Source organism: Pedobacter antarcticus (genome assembly GCF_900103515.1).
GTDB classification, from domain to species: domain Bacteria; phylum Bacteroidota; class Bacteroidia; order Sphingobacteriales; family Sphingobacteriaceae; genus Pedobacter; species Pedobacter antarcticus.
Genome location: NZ_FNGZ01000010.1, coordinates 1 through 18064, shown reverse-complemented (window position 1 = coordinate 18064; position 18064 = coordinate 1). Strand labels below are relative to the sequence as shown.

At 41.3% G+C, this 18064-nt stretch carries 13 protein-coding genes; 4 read left to right on the top strand and 9 right to left on the bottom strand.

What is annotated here, in order from left to right; translation table 11 throughout:
- Positions 1 to 51: 51 nt before the first annotated feature.
- The gene (locus tag BLR53_RS16330; protein ID WP_176763554.1) at positions 52 to 1074 is read right to left on the bottom strand and encodes a FecR family protein; all 1023 of its coding nucleotides are present in this window, start codon (positions 1072 to 1074) and stop codon (positions 52 to 54) included.
- A gap of 93 nt (positions 1075 to 1167) precedes the next feature.
- Entirely contained in the window at positions 1168 to 1722 is a 555-nt protein-coding gene (locus tag BLR53_RS16325) for an RNA polymerase sigma-70 factor (RefSeq protein ID WP_074591254.1), read from the bottom strand.
- 260 nt (positions 1723 to 1982) lie between these two features.
- On the opposite strand from BLR53_RS16325, the gene BLR53_RS16320 reads away from it, so the two are divergent.
- From BLR53_RS16320 to BLR53_RS16305, 4 genes are all read left to right on the top strand, one after another.
- Positions 1983 to 2603, top strand: coding sequence for a methylated-DNA--[protein]-cysteine S-methyltransferase (locus tag BLR53_RS16320; RefSeq protein ID WP_218122994.1), 621 nt, complete (start codon positions 1983 to 1985; stop codon positions 2601 to 2603).
- Between the two features lie 256 nt (positions 2604 to 2859).
- Complete coding sequence (locus tag BLR53_RS16315) at positions 2860 to 4488, top strand: family 43 glycosylhydrolase (protein WP_074591252.1); 1629 nt, start codon at positions 2860 to 2862, stop codon at positions 4486 to 4488.
- Positions 4489 to 4535: 47 nt separating this feature from the next.
- Positions 4536 to 7655: a SusC/RagA family TonB-linked outer membrane protein gene (locus tag BLR53_RS16310; RefSeq protein WP_074591250.1), complete on the top strand. Its 3120-nt coding sequence runs from the start codon at positions 4536 to 4538 to the stop codon at positions 7653 to 7655.
- 12 nt (positions 7656 to 7667) lie between these two features.
- The gene (locus BLR53_RS16305; RefSeq protein WP_074591248.1) at positions 7668 to 9176 is read left to right on the top strand and encodes a RagB/SusD family nutrient uptake outer membrane protein; all 1509 of its coding nucleotides are present in this window, start codon (positions 7668 to 7670) and stop codon (positions 9174 to 9176) included.
- A 74-nt stretch (positions 9177 to 9250) separates the two neighbouring features.
- On the opposite strand, the gene BLR53_RS16300 is transcribed toward BLR53_RS16305, so the two are convergent.
- From BLR53_RS16300 to BLR53_RS16270, 7 genes are read right to left on the bottom strand one after another with little or no spacing between them, the layout of a single operon-like run.
- Positions 9251 to 10516, bottom strand: coding sequence for a sensor histidine kinase (locus tag BLR53_RS16300; RefSeq protein WP_074591246.1), 1266 nt, complete (start codon positions 10514 to 10516; stop codon positions 9251 to 9253).
- Positions 10500 to 11870, bottom strand: a complete 1371-nt coding sequence (locus BLR53_RS16295; RefSeq protein WP_074591244.1) for a sigma-54-dependent transcriptional regulator — start codon at positions 11868 to 11870, stop codon at positions 10500 to 10502. Before BLR53_RS16295 ends, BLR53_RS16300 begins: the two co-directional genes overlap by 17 nt.
- A gap of 18 nt (positions 11871 to 11888) precedes the next feature.
- On the bottom strand, positions 11889 to 13067 hold the full coding sequence (locus BLR53_RS16290; RefSeq protein WP_074591242.1) for an ABC transporter permease: 1179 nt from the start codon (positions 13065 to 13067) through the stop codon (positions 11889 to 11891).
- A 27-nt stretch (positions 13068 to 13094) separates the two neighbouring features.
- Positions 13095 to 14336 carry an ABC transporter permease gene (locus BLR53_RS16285; RefSeq protein ID WP_074591240.1) on the bottom strand — a complete coding sequence of 414 codons (1242 nt, stop codon included), beginning with the start codon at positions 14334 to 14336 and terminating at the stop codon, positions 13095 to 13097.
- A gap of 8 nt (positions 14337 to 14344) precedes the next feature.
- Complete coding sequence (locus BLR53_RS16280; protein WP_037442464.1) at positions 14345 to 15010, bottom strand: ABC transporter ATP-binding protein; 666 nt, start codon at positions 15008 to 15010, stop codon at positions 14345 to 14347.
- A 19-nt stretch (positions 15011 to 15029) separates the two neighbouring features.
- Positions 15030 to 16448 (bottom strand): TolC family protein, encoded by a 1419-nt coding sequence (locus BLR53_RS16275; protein WP_244889555.1) that lies wholly within the window; start codon positions 16446 to 16448, stop codon positions 15030 to 15032.
- Positions 16449 to 16492: 44 nt separating this feature from the next.
- Positions 16493 to 17740 carry an efflux RND transporter periplasmic adaptor subunit gene (locus BLR53_RS16270; RefSeq protein WP_037442468.1) on the bottom strand — a complete coding sequence of 416 codons (1248 nt, stop codon included), beginning with the start codon at positions 17738 to 17740 and terminating at the stop codon, positions 16493 to 16495.
- Positions 17741 to 18064: the final 324 nt, after the last annotated feature.

Sequence of the window (18064 nt, the reverse complement as noted above, 5' to 3'; positions counted from 1 at the left end):
TAGCCGGGGCATGCGTCAACATGCTTCGGCTTTTTCTTTATAGTTAGTTGTCTAATTACATTTACCTCCTTTTATATAAATTGTCTTTTTATTTATTGTGTAATGAAGATCCAGGCTCAGCTGAATGGTTTTCAACACCTCATTTAAGTTGACATTATCAAATTGCGCGGTGAGTTTACATCCTTTAAAAGATTGATCAGTGATAATTTTCATGTCGTATTTCCGCTCTATTACCTCGAAAACATCTCGTAAGTCTGTCTGATCAAAAGTCATCTTCCCTTCTGTCCAGTCTGCAGCAGTTTGAGCATTGCCAATATTTTCAAGAGAAAGATTAGTGGAATGCACATCATATGCTGCTTTTTGGTTGGGCAGCAAATGAATAGCGGCCGACTGGCCTCCTGCAGAGTCTCTGGAAACTGCTACCTTGCCCGTTAATACCGTCACTTCAGACCGGTGCCCTTCCCATGCTCGGATATTAAAACTAGTCCCAAGCACCTGGGTTCTGAGATTTAAACTATGTACTACGAATGGATGCCGGGGGTCTCGTTTTACTTTAAAAAAAGCTTCTCCTTTAAGTTTCACGGTTCTCAAAGCTGCATGTTGCAGATTTTTGGGAAAACTAATAGAGCTGCCGGAGTTTAGCCAGATCTCCGTACTATCGGGCAATATTATATTAATAACTTTTCCAGCGCCTGCGGACTTTGTGACCCAGTCAATTCCGGTATTTTGCAAAACTGGTTGCTGCAATCTATAGAAGAAGGTGGATAAAGCTACCGCAGTAAAAACTGCAGCGGCGGCTATCCAAAATCTAAACTTAACAGTCTTTGGAGAAACTTCCTTAGACAAGGAAGTTTGAATAGTATTAAAACTCTCTTTCCAATCATCATCTTCGTGTGGCACAGCACTAATTTGCCATAACCATAAAGCATGTTCAAGATCCTGTTGATTTTTAGGATCTTTACTCAGCCATTCCTGTATTTTTTTCTCTTCCTGCTTTATTTGCTGAACGTTGCCATGTGCATTTTCCTTTGCGGATAAATAATCAAGTACAAATTTCCAGTTTTCTTGGTCCATCCTCATGCTTTTATACAGACAAGACAAGAAACCGGGCATCTATTACGGGCCGCAAAACGTTAACATTGCATTAACAAACGGTTAAGAGTTTATCTACCGGAATTCCGTTTCATTTTTCAGCACTATGTCCTGCAAAAACTGAAAGCCTTTGACAAGGTGATCCTCGACCGTACGGACGGAAATATCTAACAGTGCTGCAATTTCTTTATAGCTGAAACCATCGATCCGGTACATATAGAAAACCAAACGCCTGCGCTCGGGCATTTGATCAATCAGATTGTAGAGTATCCGGTTTCTATCCTTATCAAGGTAAATCTGAGACGGGTCTGCCGCTTTATCCCAAACTTCCAGACTCTCCTGTTCGTCTATATGCAAAAAGTTTGTTTTGGAAATTTTATGATAATTGGTGGAGGCATTTTTTACCGCCCGGAACAGATATGCCTTTTCGTTTGAAATGCGGATATTATTTTTCCAGATGGCTATAAACACATCATTTAAAATAAGTTGCGCATCCTCAACGTCCCTCACCAGATAGACAGCGTATTTTTTAAGCGTAGGGTACATACGACGATAAAGATCCTCAAATGCTTTTCCATCGAAATTATGTACAAGGTCTCCGTCAAATACGGTAGTATTGTTTTCGCCCATAAAATATGAAGCGAAATTAGAGCTGCTAAATGACGGACATATTAACAAACTGTTAAATGAAGCAGAGATCAGCATTCAAAACCAATTGATATCTCTTATTTCCCATTTACAGAATCAGTTTAACGCTATTCATAATATCTTTATGGTCGATATACGATTCTCCGGACTGTCACCGTTCGCAACAATACTGTGCAGAAATATGCCTATGCCTAGCAATAACCGGGTTCTCTGCTATTCTTTTATCCATTATATTTGAATTCATGAACACAGTACTTAAACCGGAAGACCAGATTTTTGCTGAACGATACAGCTGGATATTTAAGATTAATTCAGATTATGCGGATAGTGATTCTGTGCTATACATGACAGAAATTGCTACACCTCTAGGCCCGATGCTGGCAGGAGCTACACTGCAAGGTCTTTGTCTACTGGAATTCGCGAACCGGATCAGGCTGGAGAAAGAAATCGCCGATCTTCGTAATTTGCTGAAAGCAAGAATTATTCCAGGGAGAAATCAATATTCCGAACAGGCTGAGACAGAACTTGGCGAATACTTTCAGGGATTACGTAAAACTTTTTCTGTATCACTTCATACGCCTGGAAACGATTTTGCACAGGCAGTCTGGCAAAGTCTCGTGCAAATCCCTTATGGACAGACCTGTACTTACAAAGAGCAGGCAGAGAGAATGAATAATCCTAAAGCAATCCGCGCAATCGCTTCAACCAACGGCAGAAACAGACTGGCAATCATCATACCCTGTCACCGGGTAATCGGCAGCAATGGAACAATGACCGGTTATGCAGCGGGAACGGATAAGAAAAAATGGCTGCTAATGTTTGAAAGAAGTAATAGCATCTCAAAGGAAAACCTGCTGTTTTAGCCTCCCGGCAGTCAATGGCAACAAGTATAATTCTTAGCCATTTTGAATTTCAACATCGCACTTCTACATTAAAATTCTGACTATTAGAACTCACCAAAAGTTGAGCTTTTTTCTGCGTACCCTCCAAAAAGTCTTTGCTAAATCGCTTTTTTTATCAAAAAGTATATTCAATTAATCAAATTGAACAGGTGGTTTCCCTGCTTAAGCCTTTAGATTTGGATTTCGCTTTTAGCAATCCAAATATAATTATTCCTTCATGACAGGTACATTCAACTTATTCCAGAAACTGGTATTTTCTATTGCTCTCATTTCTATGAGTGTAGCCGCTTCATCGGATCTGCAGGCGCAGTCAGATAAATCCGGCACAAAGACAAAAAAAGCAGTTCAAACCAGAAATAAAAGTTATCAGACTAAGATTCAAAATTTTAATAAGGCCGGCGAACAGGTGACGCGGTTCAGCACCATGGGGGAAGCCATCGATGCACATGACGGAGAGATAGCTTTTTTCGAGGGCGTATACTATTTATACGGGACAAGCTATGGCTGCGGTTTTGAGTGGGGTAAAAAAGAAGCTCCGTTCTGTGGATTTAAAACCTATTCATCGACAGATCTTGTTCACTGGACAGATCGGGGGATGCTATTTGATCCAACAACACCAGTTTGGCAGTCGCGATGCGACGGAAGTACTTATGGTTGCTTCAGACCACATGTAATCTTCAATAAAAAAACGTCAAATTATGTACTGTGGATCAATGTATATGATAATGTTTCCGGCTTTCGGGTATTTACCAGTAAAAGCCCTGTCGGCCCATTTGTAGAAGTAGCCGAACCGAAATTGGCGGTTAATGCTGATGCTCCTGCAGCAGGACTTAACAACGGGGACCATGATACATTCGTAGATCTTGACGGCACGGGTTACATAGCCTACACCGACTGGAGAACGAAGGGCACTATCGTTATTGAAAAATTAAGCGATGATTACCTGACAGGTACCGGGGAAGTCACAAAAAATATCACGCCCGGGAAGACAGAAGCGCCGTCAGTTTTCGAGCGCAACGGAATTTACTATCTTACGTATTCCGACCCGAATTGTGGTTACTGCGCAGGAACCGGAACTTCCTATCGTACTGCCAAAACACCCTTAGGGCCTTGGTCGGAAGGAATTCAGATCAGCAGCAACTCCTGCGGTGGACAACCGTCTTTCGTCTCACCAATTCAGCTAACCTCAGGAACAGTTTACATTTATGGCAGTGACCTTTGGAATGATGCTGCAAAGAACGAAGCGCTCGCTAATTTTTACTGGGCACCATTAACGTTTGCCGAAGACGGATCTATTCTCCCTATGTCTTGCCAGAATGAGGCCGAACTCTCCCTGGCTGAGGGTGGCGCGGGTAAACAGAAAGAGATCAAAAATCTGGATAATGATGCCGGTGTCAGGAACTTCAAAACTTATGAAGATATCAGTCACAATGTTCAGCGCGGACAAGGCTTTACTACTACACGCAAAGGGATACTGAATGGCATTTCAGTTACGACTTTCCAAAACGGCTATCCTGATGCCGACCTCGTGATTTTGCTTTATGCAGCAGATGAAAACTATCTGCCCATAGGTAAACCTTTATATAGTACGAATATTCCCAGAGATCGCGTGAGCTGGTCACCTTCAAATATCACTGTTAATCCAAATATCTCAGTAAACAAGGGAAGCAAGTATACCATCGTCCTTAAGTCTTCAGCAACCAAGGGGATATATGGCTTTATGTATCACGATGAAAACACTGAACCGAATTCAGGTGCTTCGTACAGTTCAGACCAGGGCAAAAACTACGTAATTGAAAAAAACCGGATAATCAAATTTCGCACAACTATAAAAACCAGATCATAAACACTTGCAAACGCACCTTATTTAATCTCAAACCATAAACTAAAAGTATGAAATTTAAAAATCTACCCTACCAAGCTCGCTATAAGAGCTTTATGATACTATTGTATCTGATTTTCACCAGTACCTTTCTACTTGCCCAGGGAACTCCAATTGCCGGGAAAGTAACAGATGCTGCAGACAACAACCCAATTCCTGGAGTTTCCGTCCGGGTTAAAAATACAACTACCGGTACTGTGACCAGTAATACGGGAAATTACAGTATTACAGCTCCGAAGGGGGCAATCCTGGTATTTACATACATTGGATATGGAACTAAAGAAGTAACCGTTGGCGAAAGTTCCAGCGTCAATATTAGCCTTGCAGCAGCAGGCGATCAGCTAAGTGAAATCGTAGTCATTGGGTACGGCACACAGCAAAAGAAAGACCTGACTGGTTCTGTCGCCACAGTATCGGCTGCACAGATCAAAGATCTTCCTGTGAGTTCTGTTGACCAGAAATTAGTCGGTCAGATTCCAGGTGTCCAGGTCAGTTCACCAACAGGCGCACCTGGTGGCGGTACCGGAATAAAAATCAGGGGATCCGGTTCAATCGGTGCGGGTGACAATCCACTGTTCGTAGTCGATGGATTTGCTATTTCTAATACTACAGGCCAATCGTATAATCCTTTAAATATGATTAGTCCGGAAGATATAGATAATATTACTGTGCTGAAAGATGCATCATCTACTGCGATTTATGGTTCCAGGGGAGCAAATGGTGTCATCGTAATTACTACTAAAAAAGGTAAGAATGGTCCTCCGGTAGTTAGCTTAAATACCTATACCGGTATACAGCAAGTTCCCCAGAAAGGCAGGCCAGATGTGTTGAATGGAACAGAATATGCACAATTCAGAAAAGAAAAAATCATTGACTTATTTCTATCTCAGGGTAAAGTGGCTACCGATGCCGACATACCTGCCGAGTTTAGAAACCCGGAACAGTATGGTAAGGGTACCGATTGGTATGATGAAGTATTACGCACTGCTATCCAGACAAATGTTGATGCAAGCATAAGAGGCGGTTCCGATAATACACAATACTCGATCTCATTAGGTAGATTGGATCAGCAAGGTACCATCAGATATACCGACTACAGCAGATATTCAGTACAGGCTAATCTGCAGTCCAACCTGGGTAAAAAACTAAAAGTCGGCGTGATGATCGCCCCGACTGGAGGGGTGCAGAACCGTAACGATTTCGAGACTGGACAACGCGATTTATTAACCAGAACCTTGTGGTTAAGCCCAATTGTACCCGTAAATGATGCCAACGGAAACCGTACTGTATTTATCACCTCGCCGGGAGCAATTGGCGCAGGAAACCCACTAAACACACTGGAATTCGGTGGAACAAAAGCCAAATATTTCCGCGGACTGGCGAACGCCTTTGCTGAATATGAAATCATACCCGGTTTAAAAGCTAAATACAGCTATAATCTGGATTACTCACAACAAAGCTCTTTCAGATTTAATCCGAGTTTCGTGCTTGGCGAAACAGGAAATCAAAACCCTAATCTTGCCATTCCGAGTTCAACTACTACTAATTCAAATACCGTTAATTGGCTTTCAGAGTTAGTCTTGAACTACGATAAAAGCTTCGGAAAAGATCATAGAATCAGTGCCTTAGTGGGGTACACAGCACAACAGGAACGTGGTGACGGATATAATTTCAATGCTACCAATTATCCGGATAACCTAATTGAGACAATCAACGCGGCCTCATTACTAAATGGCCAGGGTGCAAGTATAGACAAATGGTCATTGGTGTCCTACCTGGCCCGCGTCAACTACACGTTTAAAGATCGCTATCTGCTAACTGCGACTATTCGTTCCGATGGCTCGTCCCGTTTCGGAGAAAACGTCCGCTATGGTACATTTCCCTCAGTAGCATTAGGCTGGAGAGTTTCACAGGAAGACTTTATGAAAAACGTATCGTGGATAAGCGATCTGAAACTAAGAGCAAGTTACGGTAGATCAGGTAATTTCAATATTGGAAATTACAACTACTCTTCTATTATTTCAGGTGCAAACTATAGTTTTGGCGGACAACTCGCAAATGGAAGAGTTTCCACGTCACTGAACAACCCGAATTTAACGTGGGAAAACTCAGACGAGCTTGATCTGGGTATTGATTTAGCCATATTAAATAACCGCGTAAACTTCACTGCAGATTACTATAACAGGATTACGACGGGGATGCTTTACAACACCGAAATTCCTCTGTCATCTGGCTTCGCCAATGCATTAATCAATGATGGAAGAATCAGAAACCGAGGTCTGGAGTTTGGGATTAACACAAAAAATCTTACCGGCGCCTTCACCTGGTCTACGAATCTGAATATAAGCATCAATAGAAACACGGTGCTCGCACTTAATGACAATAATGATCCTATTTACAGCGGAAGAAGCGGTGGTGGCTTCTTCACGCACAAAACAGAAGTAGGTAAACCGATCGGTCAATTCTACGGTTATGTACTCGAAGGAATCTACAGAGATCAGGCAGACCTGGATCGCTATCCGAAAGCGGCCTCTTCAGTAGTTGGATCTATCCGCTATAAAGATGTAGATGGAAACGGAATTATTGAAGACCAAAAAGATTTTGATGTGATTGGCAATTCCAATCCTGATTTCACTTATGGCTTCACCAACTCCTTTAGTTATAAAGGTTTTGACCTTAACGTTATTATTGTAGGTTCTCAAGGTGGCCAGATCTTAAATACAGCAAATGAATTCCTGACCAATACTGATGGCGTTTTCAATGTACACCGTAAGGTCCTGAACAGATGGAGATCACCAGAGAATCAGGGTGATGGTTTTACGCCGACAACTAACGGAGCCACTCCACTTTACAGGGAGAATAATTCTGCCTGGGTGGAAGATGCCAGCTTCCTGAGAATACAAAACGTCACACTTGGATATAACTTCACCAGCAGCTTCATCAAAAATTCTAAAACGATTAAAGCTTTACGCCTTTATGGTGGTGTACAAAACCTGGCAACTTTCACTAAATACAGCGGTGCAAATCCAGAAGCCAGTACAAATAATTCCTCTGTACTTACTCCAGGACGTGACTTCACCAACTATCCGATCCCAAGAATCATGACTTTGGGCTTAAATGTTACCTTTTAACCATCAGAAATAATGAAAACCTTATCAAAATACATAATTACCACAATACTTGGCACAGCACTGTTCACAGCTAGTTGTAAGAAAGATTTTTTAGCTCAGCAACCTGAATCAGGGTTACTGGGCGCTAACTTCTGGAAAACCGAATCAGATTTAAAACAAGGCGTAGTTGGTTCCTACCGGTCACTCCGCGACCTGGGTTTATTCAGTTACTGGATGTTCGGAGAAATGCGCTCCGACAACACTTCTTTTCAATATAATGCACCACAACGGGGGCAGGAAAACAGGGAGTTGGTAGATCAATTTCTGGTTACATCAGCTAACACACTTATTCAGGATTTCTGGCAACAGAGCTACACCGGCATCTCCCGATGTAATGATGTCCTGAACAACGTCGATCGCATACAGATGTCTGATGAATCGAAAAATCAGGCAATAGGCGAAGTAAAACTGTTGCGCGCATTTCACTATTTCAATCTCGTCAGACAATTTGGAGGTGTTCCATTAAGACTAGAGGTAACTAACTCGCCAGATGATGCCAAGTCTAAAGGCCGCGCATCTGTCGAAGAGGTTTACAATCAGATTCTGGCAGATCTGACTGATGCCGAAACAAAACTTCCGGCAAGTTATGGCTCAGCAGACAAAGGCCGGGTGACCAGCGGAACAGCTAATGCGATTCTAGGAGAAGTATATATGACTCAAAAGAAATTTCCTGAAGCACTTGCTGCCTTAAGAAAAGTGACTGGTTATAATCTGATGCCTAGTTATGCAGATATCTTTATTCCTGCCAATAAAAATAATCAGGAATCAATTTTCGAAATACAGTATTTAGGGTCAGTACCTGATCTGGCCAGTAACTTTATGTACCAATTTGCGCCTTTCAATTCAGGTACCGTAGTCACTCAGGATCTTGGTACTAATTTAAGTTTTTCAAGTGGATGGAATACGCCTACTGATGACCTGATGAGTGCTTATGAAACTGGAGATAAACGCCGAAACACTTCCCTTGCAGAAGGATTCAATGCTACAACAGGCTTTGTTGCAGCTCCGTACATCAAAAAATACAACCATGGTTTTATTCAACCCGGCCAAACCAATGTTAATTTCCCTATTATCAGATATGCAGATGTCATGCTGGAGATTGCTGAATGTTTGAACGAATCCGGATTTAGCGCTAACGGAGAAGCCTTTAACCTACTTAACAGCGTGAGAACCAGAGCAGGTCTTTCACCGAAAACTGCGGGTAATCCAGTCGCAGCATTAAATGTAAATAGTCAGGAAGCTTTCAGAGAGGCAATCGCACAGGAAAGAAAAGTAGAACTTGCATTTGAAAACCACCGCTGGTATGACCTGTTAAGAACAGGGAAAGCAATTCCGGTAATGCTTGATCATGGAAAAAGAGAAGTTGCTAAGAACAAGGATCTCTACCCTGCCAGCTCTTACCAGATCACAGAAAATAAACTATTACTTCCAATTCCGCAACGGGAAGTAACGTTAGATAATTTAGCTCAGAATCCACAATAAAAATTCTGGTCCTAACAAAACGCGGCTGTCCGGCATTACATGCCGGACAGCCGCGTTTTGTTTTATGTAAATGCTTATTTAAAAAAGATAGAGAATGCTGTAAGTCCATCAGCGGTAGTTTGTAAACTAAATTCAAATCCATGATTAATGAGAATTTCTCTTACCAACGTAAGGCCTATCCCCTGCCCGTCTTTTTTTGTTGTAAAGAAAGGGCTGAATAATATCTCATCAACTCCCCCAGAGAGTCCGGAACCATTATCTAAGATCACCAGCTTTCCCTGTTCAGGATACAAATTCAATGAGATCTCACCAGTATCAGAAATTGCTTCTATCGAATTTTTTAATATGTTAAGCAGGGCCTGTTCCAGTTGTAGTGCATCAGCTTGAATATGAAATGGAGTTTCTGAACCCTTCACCAACAGGCGAATGACTTTATTCTCTACTGTAAAATGCATCAGGTCTGCTGCAGAATTAACCAGTTTACTTACGTCCACAGATGTTTTATTAACAGGCGATAATTTAACGAGATCTGCAAAATTCCGCATAAATAAATTCAAATTGTGATTCCTGTCCATTGCCACACCCAATGCCTTTTGCAATGCTATATTTTTCTGATCTGTCCACAGAACCGCATTTTGCAAGGTCATATCCATAATTGAATTGACAGGCCCTACAGTATTATTAACCTCGTGTGCCATCATCCGGATAACCTTGCTGTAAACCTGTTTCTCTGCCTCAAAAATCTCCGCAGTAACCTCCTCTATCATCATAAAAACTCTTGGAAAACCATGATCAAGAAAATGTGATTTCTGTACTTTAAAAGTACGGAGGCTACCCGACCGGATCAGCTCTGATTCACCAATCTTCATGTTTTTAAGTTGTTTATCCAGCAGGTCCGGCAGGAGCCTGAGAAGTTCTGATGCGGTGGAATTGACCTGTTTCAATTCACCATTATAATCCAGTATGATAATACCTGTAGGTGAGGTTTCAATTAATTTATCCAGAAAAAAATGCTGTTCTTCCTGTTTAGTCCGCTCGATCCGGAGTTCATCGATCATATGATTGTAAACCATCACTAGCTCATCAACATCCTTTTTTCCTGTTTGCAGAAATTTTACGGTGAAGTCCTTTTCTTTAATCGCCCGAATTCCTTCCCGTAGATACTCTAGCGGTAGTATCAGGTCCTTATAGAGTTTCCAGGCTAGAAAAAAAGACAACAGAATCAGTATTTCAGCGATCATAAAAATTAGCGGATGTTTCTCTAATATCAGATAACTCAGAACCAGACAAACCACATGGCATATGCCGGTAAATAGCAGATACTTAGTCTTCAGTTTCATGGAAAGGTATTTGATGTTTTTCCAGTCTCCTATACAATGCATTCCGTGTGATGCCTAGTGAGGCAGCAGCTTTAGTGATCCTGTTCTGATGGAAGCTCATAGCCCTTCGTACCATCTCAGCTTCTATTTCGTCCAGTGTCATTGCGCCAACACTGGGTAGAGACAGCTGATCTGTCTTTATCGGCACAACCTCCAGCTGGGTCTGAAAATCAGAAATGTCAAGAATATCATTTCTGCTAACCAGAATCGTACGTTCCACCAGGTTTTTAAGCTGTCGGATATTTCCCGGCAAGGGTAAGTGCTTCAGCCATCTCATCGCAGCCGGCGAAATTGAAAGGGCCGGTCTGTTATAGATCTCCCTTAAATTATTCAAAAAGAACTTAACTAATAACGTAATATCATCCTTTCGGTTACGCAGGCCTGGGAGCTGAACTGTGATGAGATTAATCCGATATAAAAGATCTTCTCTAAATAATCCGGACGAAACCAATTCATGCAGATTTTTATTTGTCGCGCAGATCACCCTTACATCTACCGTTTTACTACGGCTGCTACCCAGTACCTCATAGGTTCTGTCCTGCAATACACGGAGCAGTTTAACTTGGCTTGCAGGCTCAAGATCGCCGATCTCGTCCAAAAAGATAGTACCTTTATTAGCGAGTTCAAACCGGCCGGTACGATCGAAACGTGCATCAGTAAAAGCTCCGCGAACGTGCCCAAACATTTCGCTTTCAAAAAGAGTTGAGGAAATCCCTCCTAAATTCACTTTAATAAAAGGTTTTGTCCGTCGACGGCTATTTTCATGTATAGCCTCCGCAATCAGCTCTTTACCTGTTCCACTTTCCCCAAGAATCAGCACAGACGCATCAGTAGTGGCGACCCTGCCTATAGTTTCCAGGATTTGAAGCATCTGCGCGTCCTCCCCAATAATAAAAGGGAAGTTATATTGTTTATCCAGCTGACGACGCGTCAGGCTCACCACTTTTTCTTTTTCTAAATCCAGCAGTGTGCTAACGCTATTTAACAGATGATCATTCTGCCAGGGCTTATTCACAAAATCATTAGCCCCCATCTTCATTCCCTGAACAGCCAGGTCAATACTTCCCCAGCCGGTAATCAGAATGACAGGCATCGTATAGTTCTTACGGATCTTCTCCAATACAGACATCCCTTGCTTTCCGGTCGTACCTATAGAGAAATTAAGATCCAATAAAACCAGATCAGGTTCTTGCTGTTGAATTATTTCCATCGCTTCCTCCGGATTGTCTATTCCTAGCACTTCATACCCGGCATTTCCCAGCAATAAAAGCAGCGACGTTCTGACAGCAATATCATCATCTATAACTAAAATCATACTTTTTGAATATAACAATTATTCTTCATGAAGGGCCATTGCAGGCATAATTGCCGCGGCTTGTTTTCCGGGGTAAAGTGCACAGATAAATACCAGGAGATAAATAAAAATGCAAGAGATAAATATGGCAATAAAATAAACGCTGGATTCCAGGTCAAACACCTTGAGCAGAGGAAACTGGATAGCAAAGAAAACACCGATTAATAAGGAAAATGTTGTTAAAATTAAAGCCTCCGTGACCAACTGCCTGTTTACGGCAAATGCACTCGCTCCAATCGCACGTCTTAAACCAATTTCGCTCTTACGCTGGTTAATATTGTACCAAAGCACACCGAAAAGACCTAAAGAAACATTAAACACCAAAAAGCTAGCAATTATAGCAAATATCAACATCGGTGTCGTCGTCTGCCTGTTTCTGGAAGCCCTGATATCATAAAGATGAGACAGTTCTATGGAAGACCCTTTCATGGTATTTGATAATAATTTATACAATTTACTTTCAAAAGCAGCATCTGCATCCGGACTGACCCGGATTAAAATCCGGCCCGCCCATTTCACATCTCCCGGCTTAAGCTGGCTAAACATACTGTTTCCACTTGGCAGGTAGTCGCCATCACTTTTGATATCGTTGATTACGCCTATTATCTCCGCCTCTTTTTCTGCTTTCCCTGTAATTTTACCAATTGGATTATCGGCCCCAAACATTTCCTGACTCAATGTTTTTGTAATCAAGATAGGTTTGTGTTTATTCAAGCTGTCTTCTGCGGTGAACCATCTGCCCGCAACAAGTTCAGTTTCCATTACTTTGGGATAGTCGCCTTCTATACTATAAACATTGACACCGGTAAAAGATTTATCTTTGTAATCGAGATTACTATTAGAAATACTGTTTGAGTAAGGGAAATTACCACCAGAAAAGCTATATGATTTTACCTGAGGTGCAGATTTGAGTACATTTCTAACCTGATCATAATAACGGACCAAGGAATCTATTTCCTTAAGCTCAGGTGGGTTACTGTAGCGCAGCACCCATACATTTTCGTAATTAAATCCCAGTGCTTTCCGGTAGTTCTGATAGTAGAAGATAAGAAAGGAGCTGAGAATAAAAATAACCATAAAGGAAACTACTATCTCCGCAAGGAACAGGGAGTTTTTCTTTCTCCGGTTCCATATTAGTTTAATCAAATGCTTGAACATTGTTATATTTTTTGTGATGAAGAATTTTTAAGCTTTTAAGGCTGTTACTATATTTAACCGGGACATACGCCATGCTGGATAAACTCCCGACAAAAATCCGAAGACAAGACAAATCAGGACGCTATAGAACATAACTGTAGCATTTAGACTAAGATCCATACCGGGAAAAAGATCTGATGAGTTCAGAAAATACATCAGCAGGAGGGAGAATATTATTCCAAAAATTCCTCCCAGTAAAGTAAGTATTACATTCTCCACAATAAACTGGTAAACTAACGTTGTCGAAGATGCACCAAAAGCTTTACGCACTCCTATCTCCGACGCACGTTCCATAATACGAGTCATATTAATATTTACCAGATTGATGGTCGGCAACAGTAAAAACAGAAATACCATACTACTTAAAGTGATCAATACTTTACGCATCCCATTGTCATGCGCATCGCTAGTGCGTGCCACAGACCTCGTTAAATTCTCCATAAAGGTGTCCGCGTAACTAACGAGCTGATCAAATTCAGCATTTTCAATAGGTACTTTGCTGACCATCTGTTGATACTGCTGCTGTATTCTCGGCAGATCAGCAGCATCTTTTGCTAATAATATACCGTTATAATCGCCTAGCAAATCCTTATACGAATAATCTTGTTTCGATAGAGTATAGGGAATGTACAAGTCACCAGCGACATTTCCGTTCAGTTTATTTACATCTCTAACCACCCCTATTACTTTGTAATCAATATTATCAACCTTAATAAACTTCCCCGTCACGAGAGTAGCATCTCCGAAATAAGCTTTCTTTGTAGCTTCAGAAATTACTGCAACAGCGTCTTTATTCTTTAGCTGTGTGTTGGTATATGGTTTTCCTTCCAGAAACGTAAATTCCATGACCCGCCACAGGTCGGCATTCGTAAACCGGATTCCCAGTTCTAATTTCTTATCATTAACATAAGCATTGACAGATTTTTCATAAGCAATAATCGCCATTGCCTCGATGTTTTTCAGAGAGGACACGTACTTCTCCAAAAAATAGATTGATAAACTACTCCTGTTAATCCATCCTTTTTCTGTATTACTCATCTGCATTGACGAGACATAGAGAGAACGGTCTCTCTTGGCCTCCGGGTAATCTACGCGTATGGTCTGGTCCAGAAAAGCAGTTCCCACCATAAGTATGGTTAGGGTTATACTAATTCCGAAAAGGCTGATAAAGGTGAAAAACTTTCTGCGCTGCAGAACTGCAATGGCTATTTTAAAATAATTCTTAAGCATACCTTTTTTTATTGAACTTGTGAACCATCAAACAATCTCACCAGACGATGTGTCTTTTTCGCCATATGCTCATCATGGGTTACCATGACAATGGTAGTCCCATCGACTTCATTCAAGCGCAGCAGGATATCCATAATCTCGTTTCCCATTGCACTGTCCAGATTCCCTGTCGGCTCATCGGCCAGAATAATTTCAGGTCTGCCGACAATCGCGCGAGCAATAGCCACGCGCTGACGCTGTCCCCCTGATAACTGTGTCGGAAAATGGCTCATCCGGTTACTCAAACCTACTTTTTCCAGTGCTGCCGCTGCAAGTTCACGACGTTCTGACGAAGAAATATTCCTATATAATAGAGGCAGCTCTACGTTATCAAGTACCTGCAGATCATTAATTAAGTGATAACTCTGAAAAATAAAGCCTAATTTCTTGTTTCTGAATCCTGCCAGCTGCTTGTCCGAAAAGGCATTTGTATTCTGCGTATCAACAACGATCGTTCCTGACGAAGGCTGATCCAATAATCCCATAATATTTAATAAGGTACTTTTCCCACAGCCTGAGGGTCCCATAATAGAAAGGAATTCACCTTTAGCTACATGCAGATTGATGCCGTTAATAGCTAGTGTTTCGACCGTATCCGTCCGGTATACTTTTTCAATATTTTTTAGTTCAATCATGTTTACAATTTTAGCTGATTTATTTATAAATTATTTTTTCATTTTTTTCAAAGTCGTATAAAGACAAGTAACGGAGCTGATAATAGGCTTCCCAGAAATCACGTAGCGAGGCAACATAATCTCGTTTTGCACGATCATTTTCCTGAAAGGCTATACTTAACTCAGTAATTCCAAGATTTCCCAGCACATATCGCTCACTTGCGATTTTGTATTTCTCTGCTGCTATGTTTTCTGCCCTTGCGGTCAGCACCAGTTGATCTTTCATCATATTAATTAAAGTCACCTGGGTAATAATTTCCTGTTTGAAAATCTGTTTATCCTGTTCAACCGCGTAGGTTACAAACTGGGCATTTGCCTCGGCGGTCTTAGTCCGTGATTTCGACCTCCCCCAGTCCAGAATAGGAATGGATAATTGCATCTGAACGGACTGTTGAGCTTTTGGTGAACGGTAGATATCAAACACAGATCCGGCGGCGTTAGAAAATCCGGCATTGACCTTCAGATTTGCAATCAGACCGTTTTCCCCTTTTGCTTTTGCGATATCGCGGTTGGCCTCAGCAATCCTTCTGACAAAAGCAATTGCGTCAGAACGGTTTGCGTATGCCTCCTCCAAAACCCGTTCTGCTGCAACCTGCATAAAGTTTATAGCTTCAGGCATTTGTAGAACGACAGGAGATCCAGACTCCATTGCGGTATAACTATATAGATTTAATGTGGCGATTTCCATGTCACGCTTCGCAGTGCCCACGGCTTTTTCCGCATTAAGCTGTTCTAACTTTAATTGTAAAATTTCATTCTTAGCTACCTTCCCCAGTTCAAACTTCAACTCTGCAATCGTTAATATTTTGAGTGTGTTTTTTAGATTTGTTTCGGCAATCTGCAGATTTACCTGAGCAAGCAGCAGATCGAAATAATATCCGGTCACCACTAGCGCGATCTTCTCTTGAGCCTCTATATAACTTTGTTTACTTTCGTTCAATTTGAGTGGCTCGATCTTCTTGTCCCATTTCAATTTATTGAACTGAAGTATTGGCTGTGTATAGCCAATTCCATAAGGAATTCCATTATATAAAACATTATTCCTGTCAAAATCATTAAAGCGTTGTAGTTGAGTGGTTCCATATATCTTACCTCCTGTGGCGGCAATTTGTTGGGAGAAATTAAGTGCAAGGGATGAATTATCATTATGAATAGGCTGAAAGATAATGGTCCCGTCAGGTTGCAGGACCTGGGTATAGCTTTTGTTGTATCCTGGAAGCGTACCTTCCAATGCTAATTGCGGCTGATAATCTGCTTTAAAGCTTCGCCATTCCCAATACCGTGTTTCACGGACGGTGACGGCTTGCTTCGCAGCTATCGAATTCCTTTTTGCGGAATCAATAACTTGTGAAAGGGACAACCGGATAGTATCTTGTGACGCAACTGACGGATGAGGCATAAAAAAGCAAATAAAAACAAGTATAGAGGTCATCAGGATTCAAATTATGGTGAAATCACTATTTCAGATTGATTTTTATAAGTGTTCATGTCGGAAACGATCACCTGATCCCCGACATTCAGGCCATTTAGAACTTCGATATAATCGAAATTGCTCAACCCGGTTTTTATCTTCGTTCTCACAGCTTTTCCTTTAGTAACTACAAATACATCTTGCAAATTAGAACCATTGAATGCTGCTCCATTGGTAATGCGCATCGTCTTTTCATGTACAGCAGTGATTAAGAAGATTTCGACTTTCATATTCGGCCGTAAAAGTGAATTATCATGTTCCTCCAGCCGTACGTCAAACGAAACAATACCATTCTTCACTGAAGGGGAAATATTTATCACTTTTCCCTTTAACTGCTTTTCCCCAATACGTATCACTGCAGGCATATTAGTATGCAAGTTTTCCAGCTGAACATCTGAAACACTGCCAGCCACTTTAAATGAACTCAAATCAGCAATTCTAGCTAGCGCCTCCCCCTGCTGTATACTAGCCCCTATATTCTGGTTTACCCAGGTTACCACACCTGTTCTGGATGCCACAATATCCGCCTGACCCATTTTGCGTTTTAGTGCACTAACCTCGTTCCGCTGGATGGCCAGAGCCAGTTCAGCCTCCCGCAATTCAATTTTCATAGTCTTTTGTTTGCTGCTTATTTCATTTTCGAGCTGCTTTTTCTCGAGTTGAGCAACCTTAAGATTTAATTCCGCCTGTTCTATATCTTCCATAGTACCACCACCGGCCTTATACAGTCTCTTTGCTCCAGTAACCATGTCCGTCAAATTACTTATCCGTAATTGCTTAATCTGGTTGCTGGATTTAATATCGAAGTAGCTTTTTTCGAGGTCAAGTCTCAATTTGTGGATCTCATTCTCTTTCGATTCAATGAGAAACTGAAGTTTTTCATACTCGGTGGTGATGGAAGACTTATCGAGCGTTAAAATAGATTGTCCGGCATTCACCTTCTGGCCTGCATCCAGTAGAACGCGCTGAACAGAAGCAGCAATAGGACTTGACAATACTTCTTCGAATTCAGGTAAAACCTCCCCTGTAGCGTTAATAGTATTAGTCACTGACCCACGTTCTACCATTGCTGTGGAAATCTTGGAAGCAGATAATTCCGATCGGAATACCTGCCTTAAAAACCAGATGGCAAGCAGAAGAACCAATGCCATTAAAAATGAAATAGTCCACCACTTTCTTTTTTCTGAAGCTAGGATTGCTGAGGGTAAGGGTCTGTCCATAAATAATATTATGCTTACCCTGATTACAAGCAAAATGCCAATATTAAATACCTATATACTAGGCAGTTACGTTAATTTCAATTATAATAAATGCCCGATATCGAACATAACGGTTATTTACGGTCAAAATTTGTTGAAATGTAGAAAGACGTTATAAGAAAAATGCCGACTGTTTGATTTTATTCAAACGACGGCATTATAGAGGACAGCAAATATGCTGGGCATAAGAATTAAAGAAGTGCAGCGGAGCTGCCTCACCAGAATTATAGTATGAATATGCTTCAGCAGAAAAAACCTGATAAACAAGAAAAGCCTGTAGTTTTC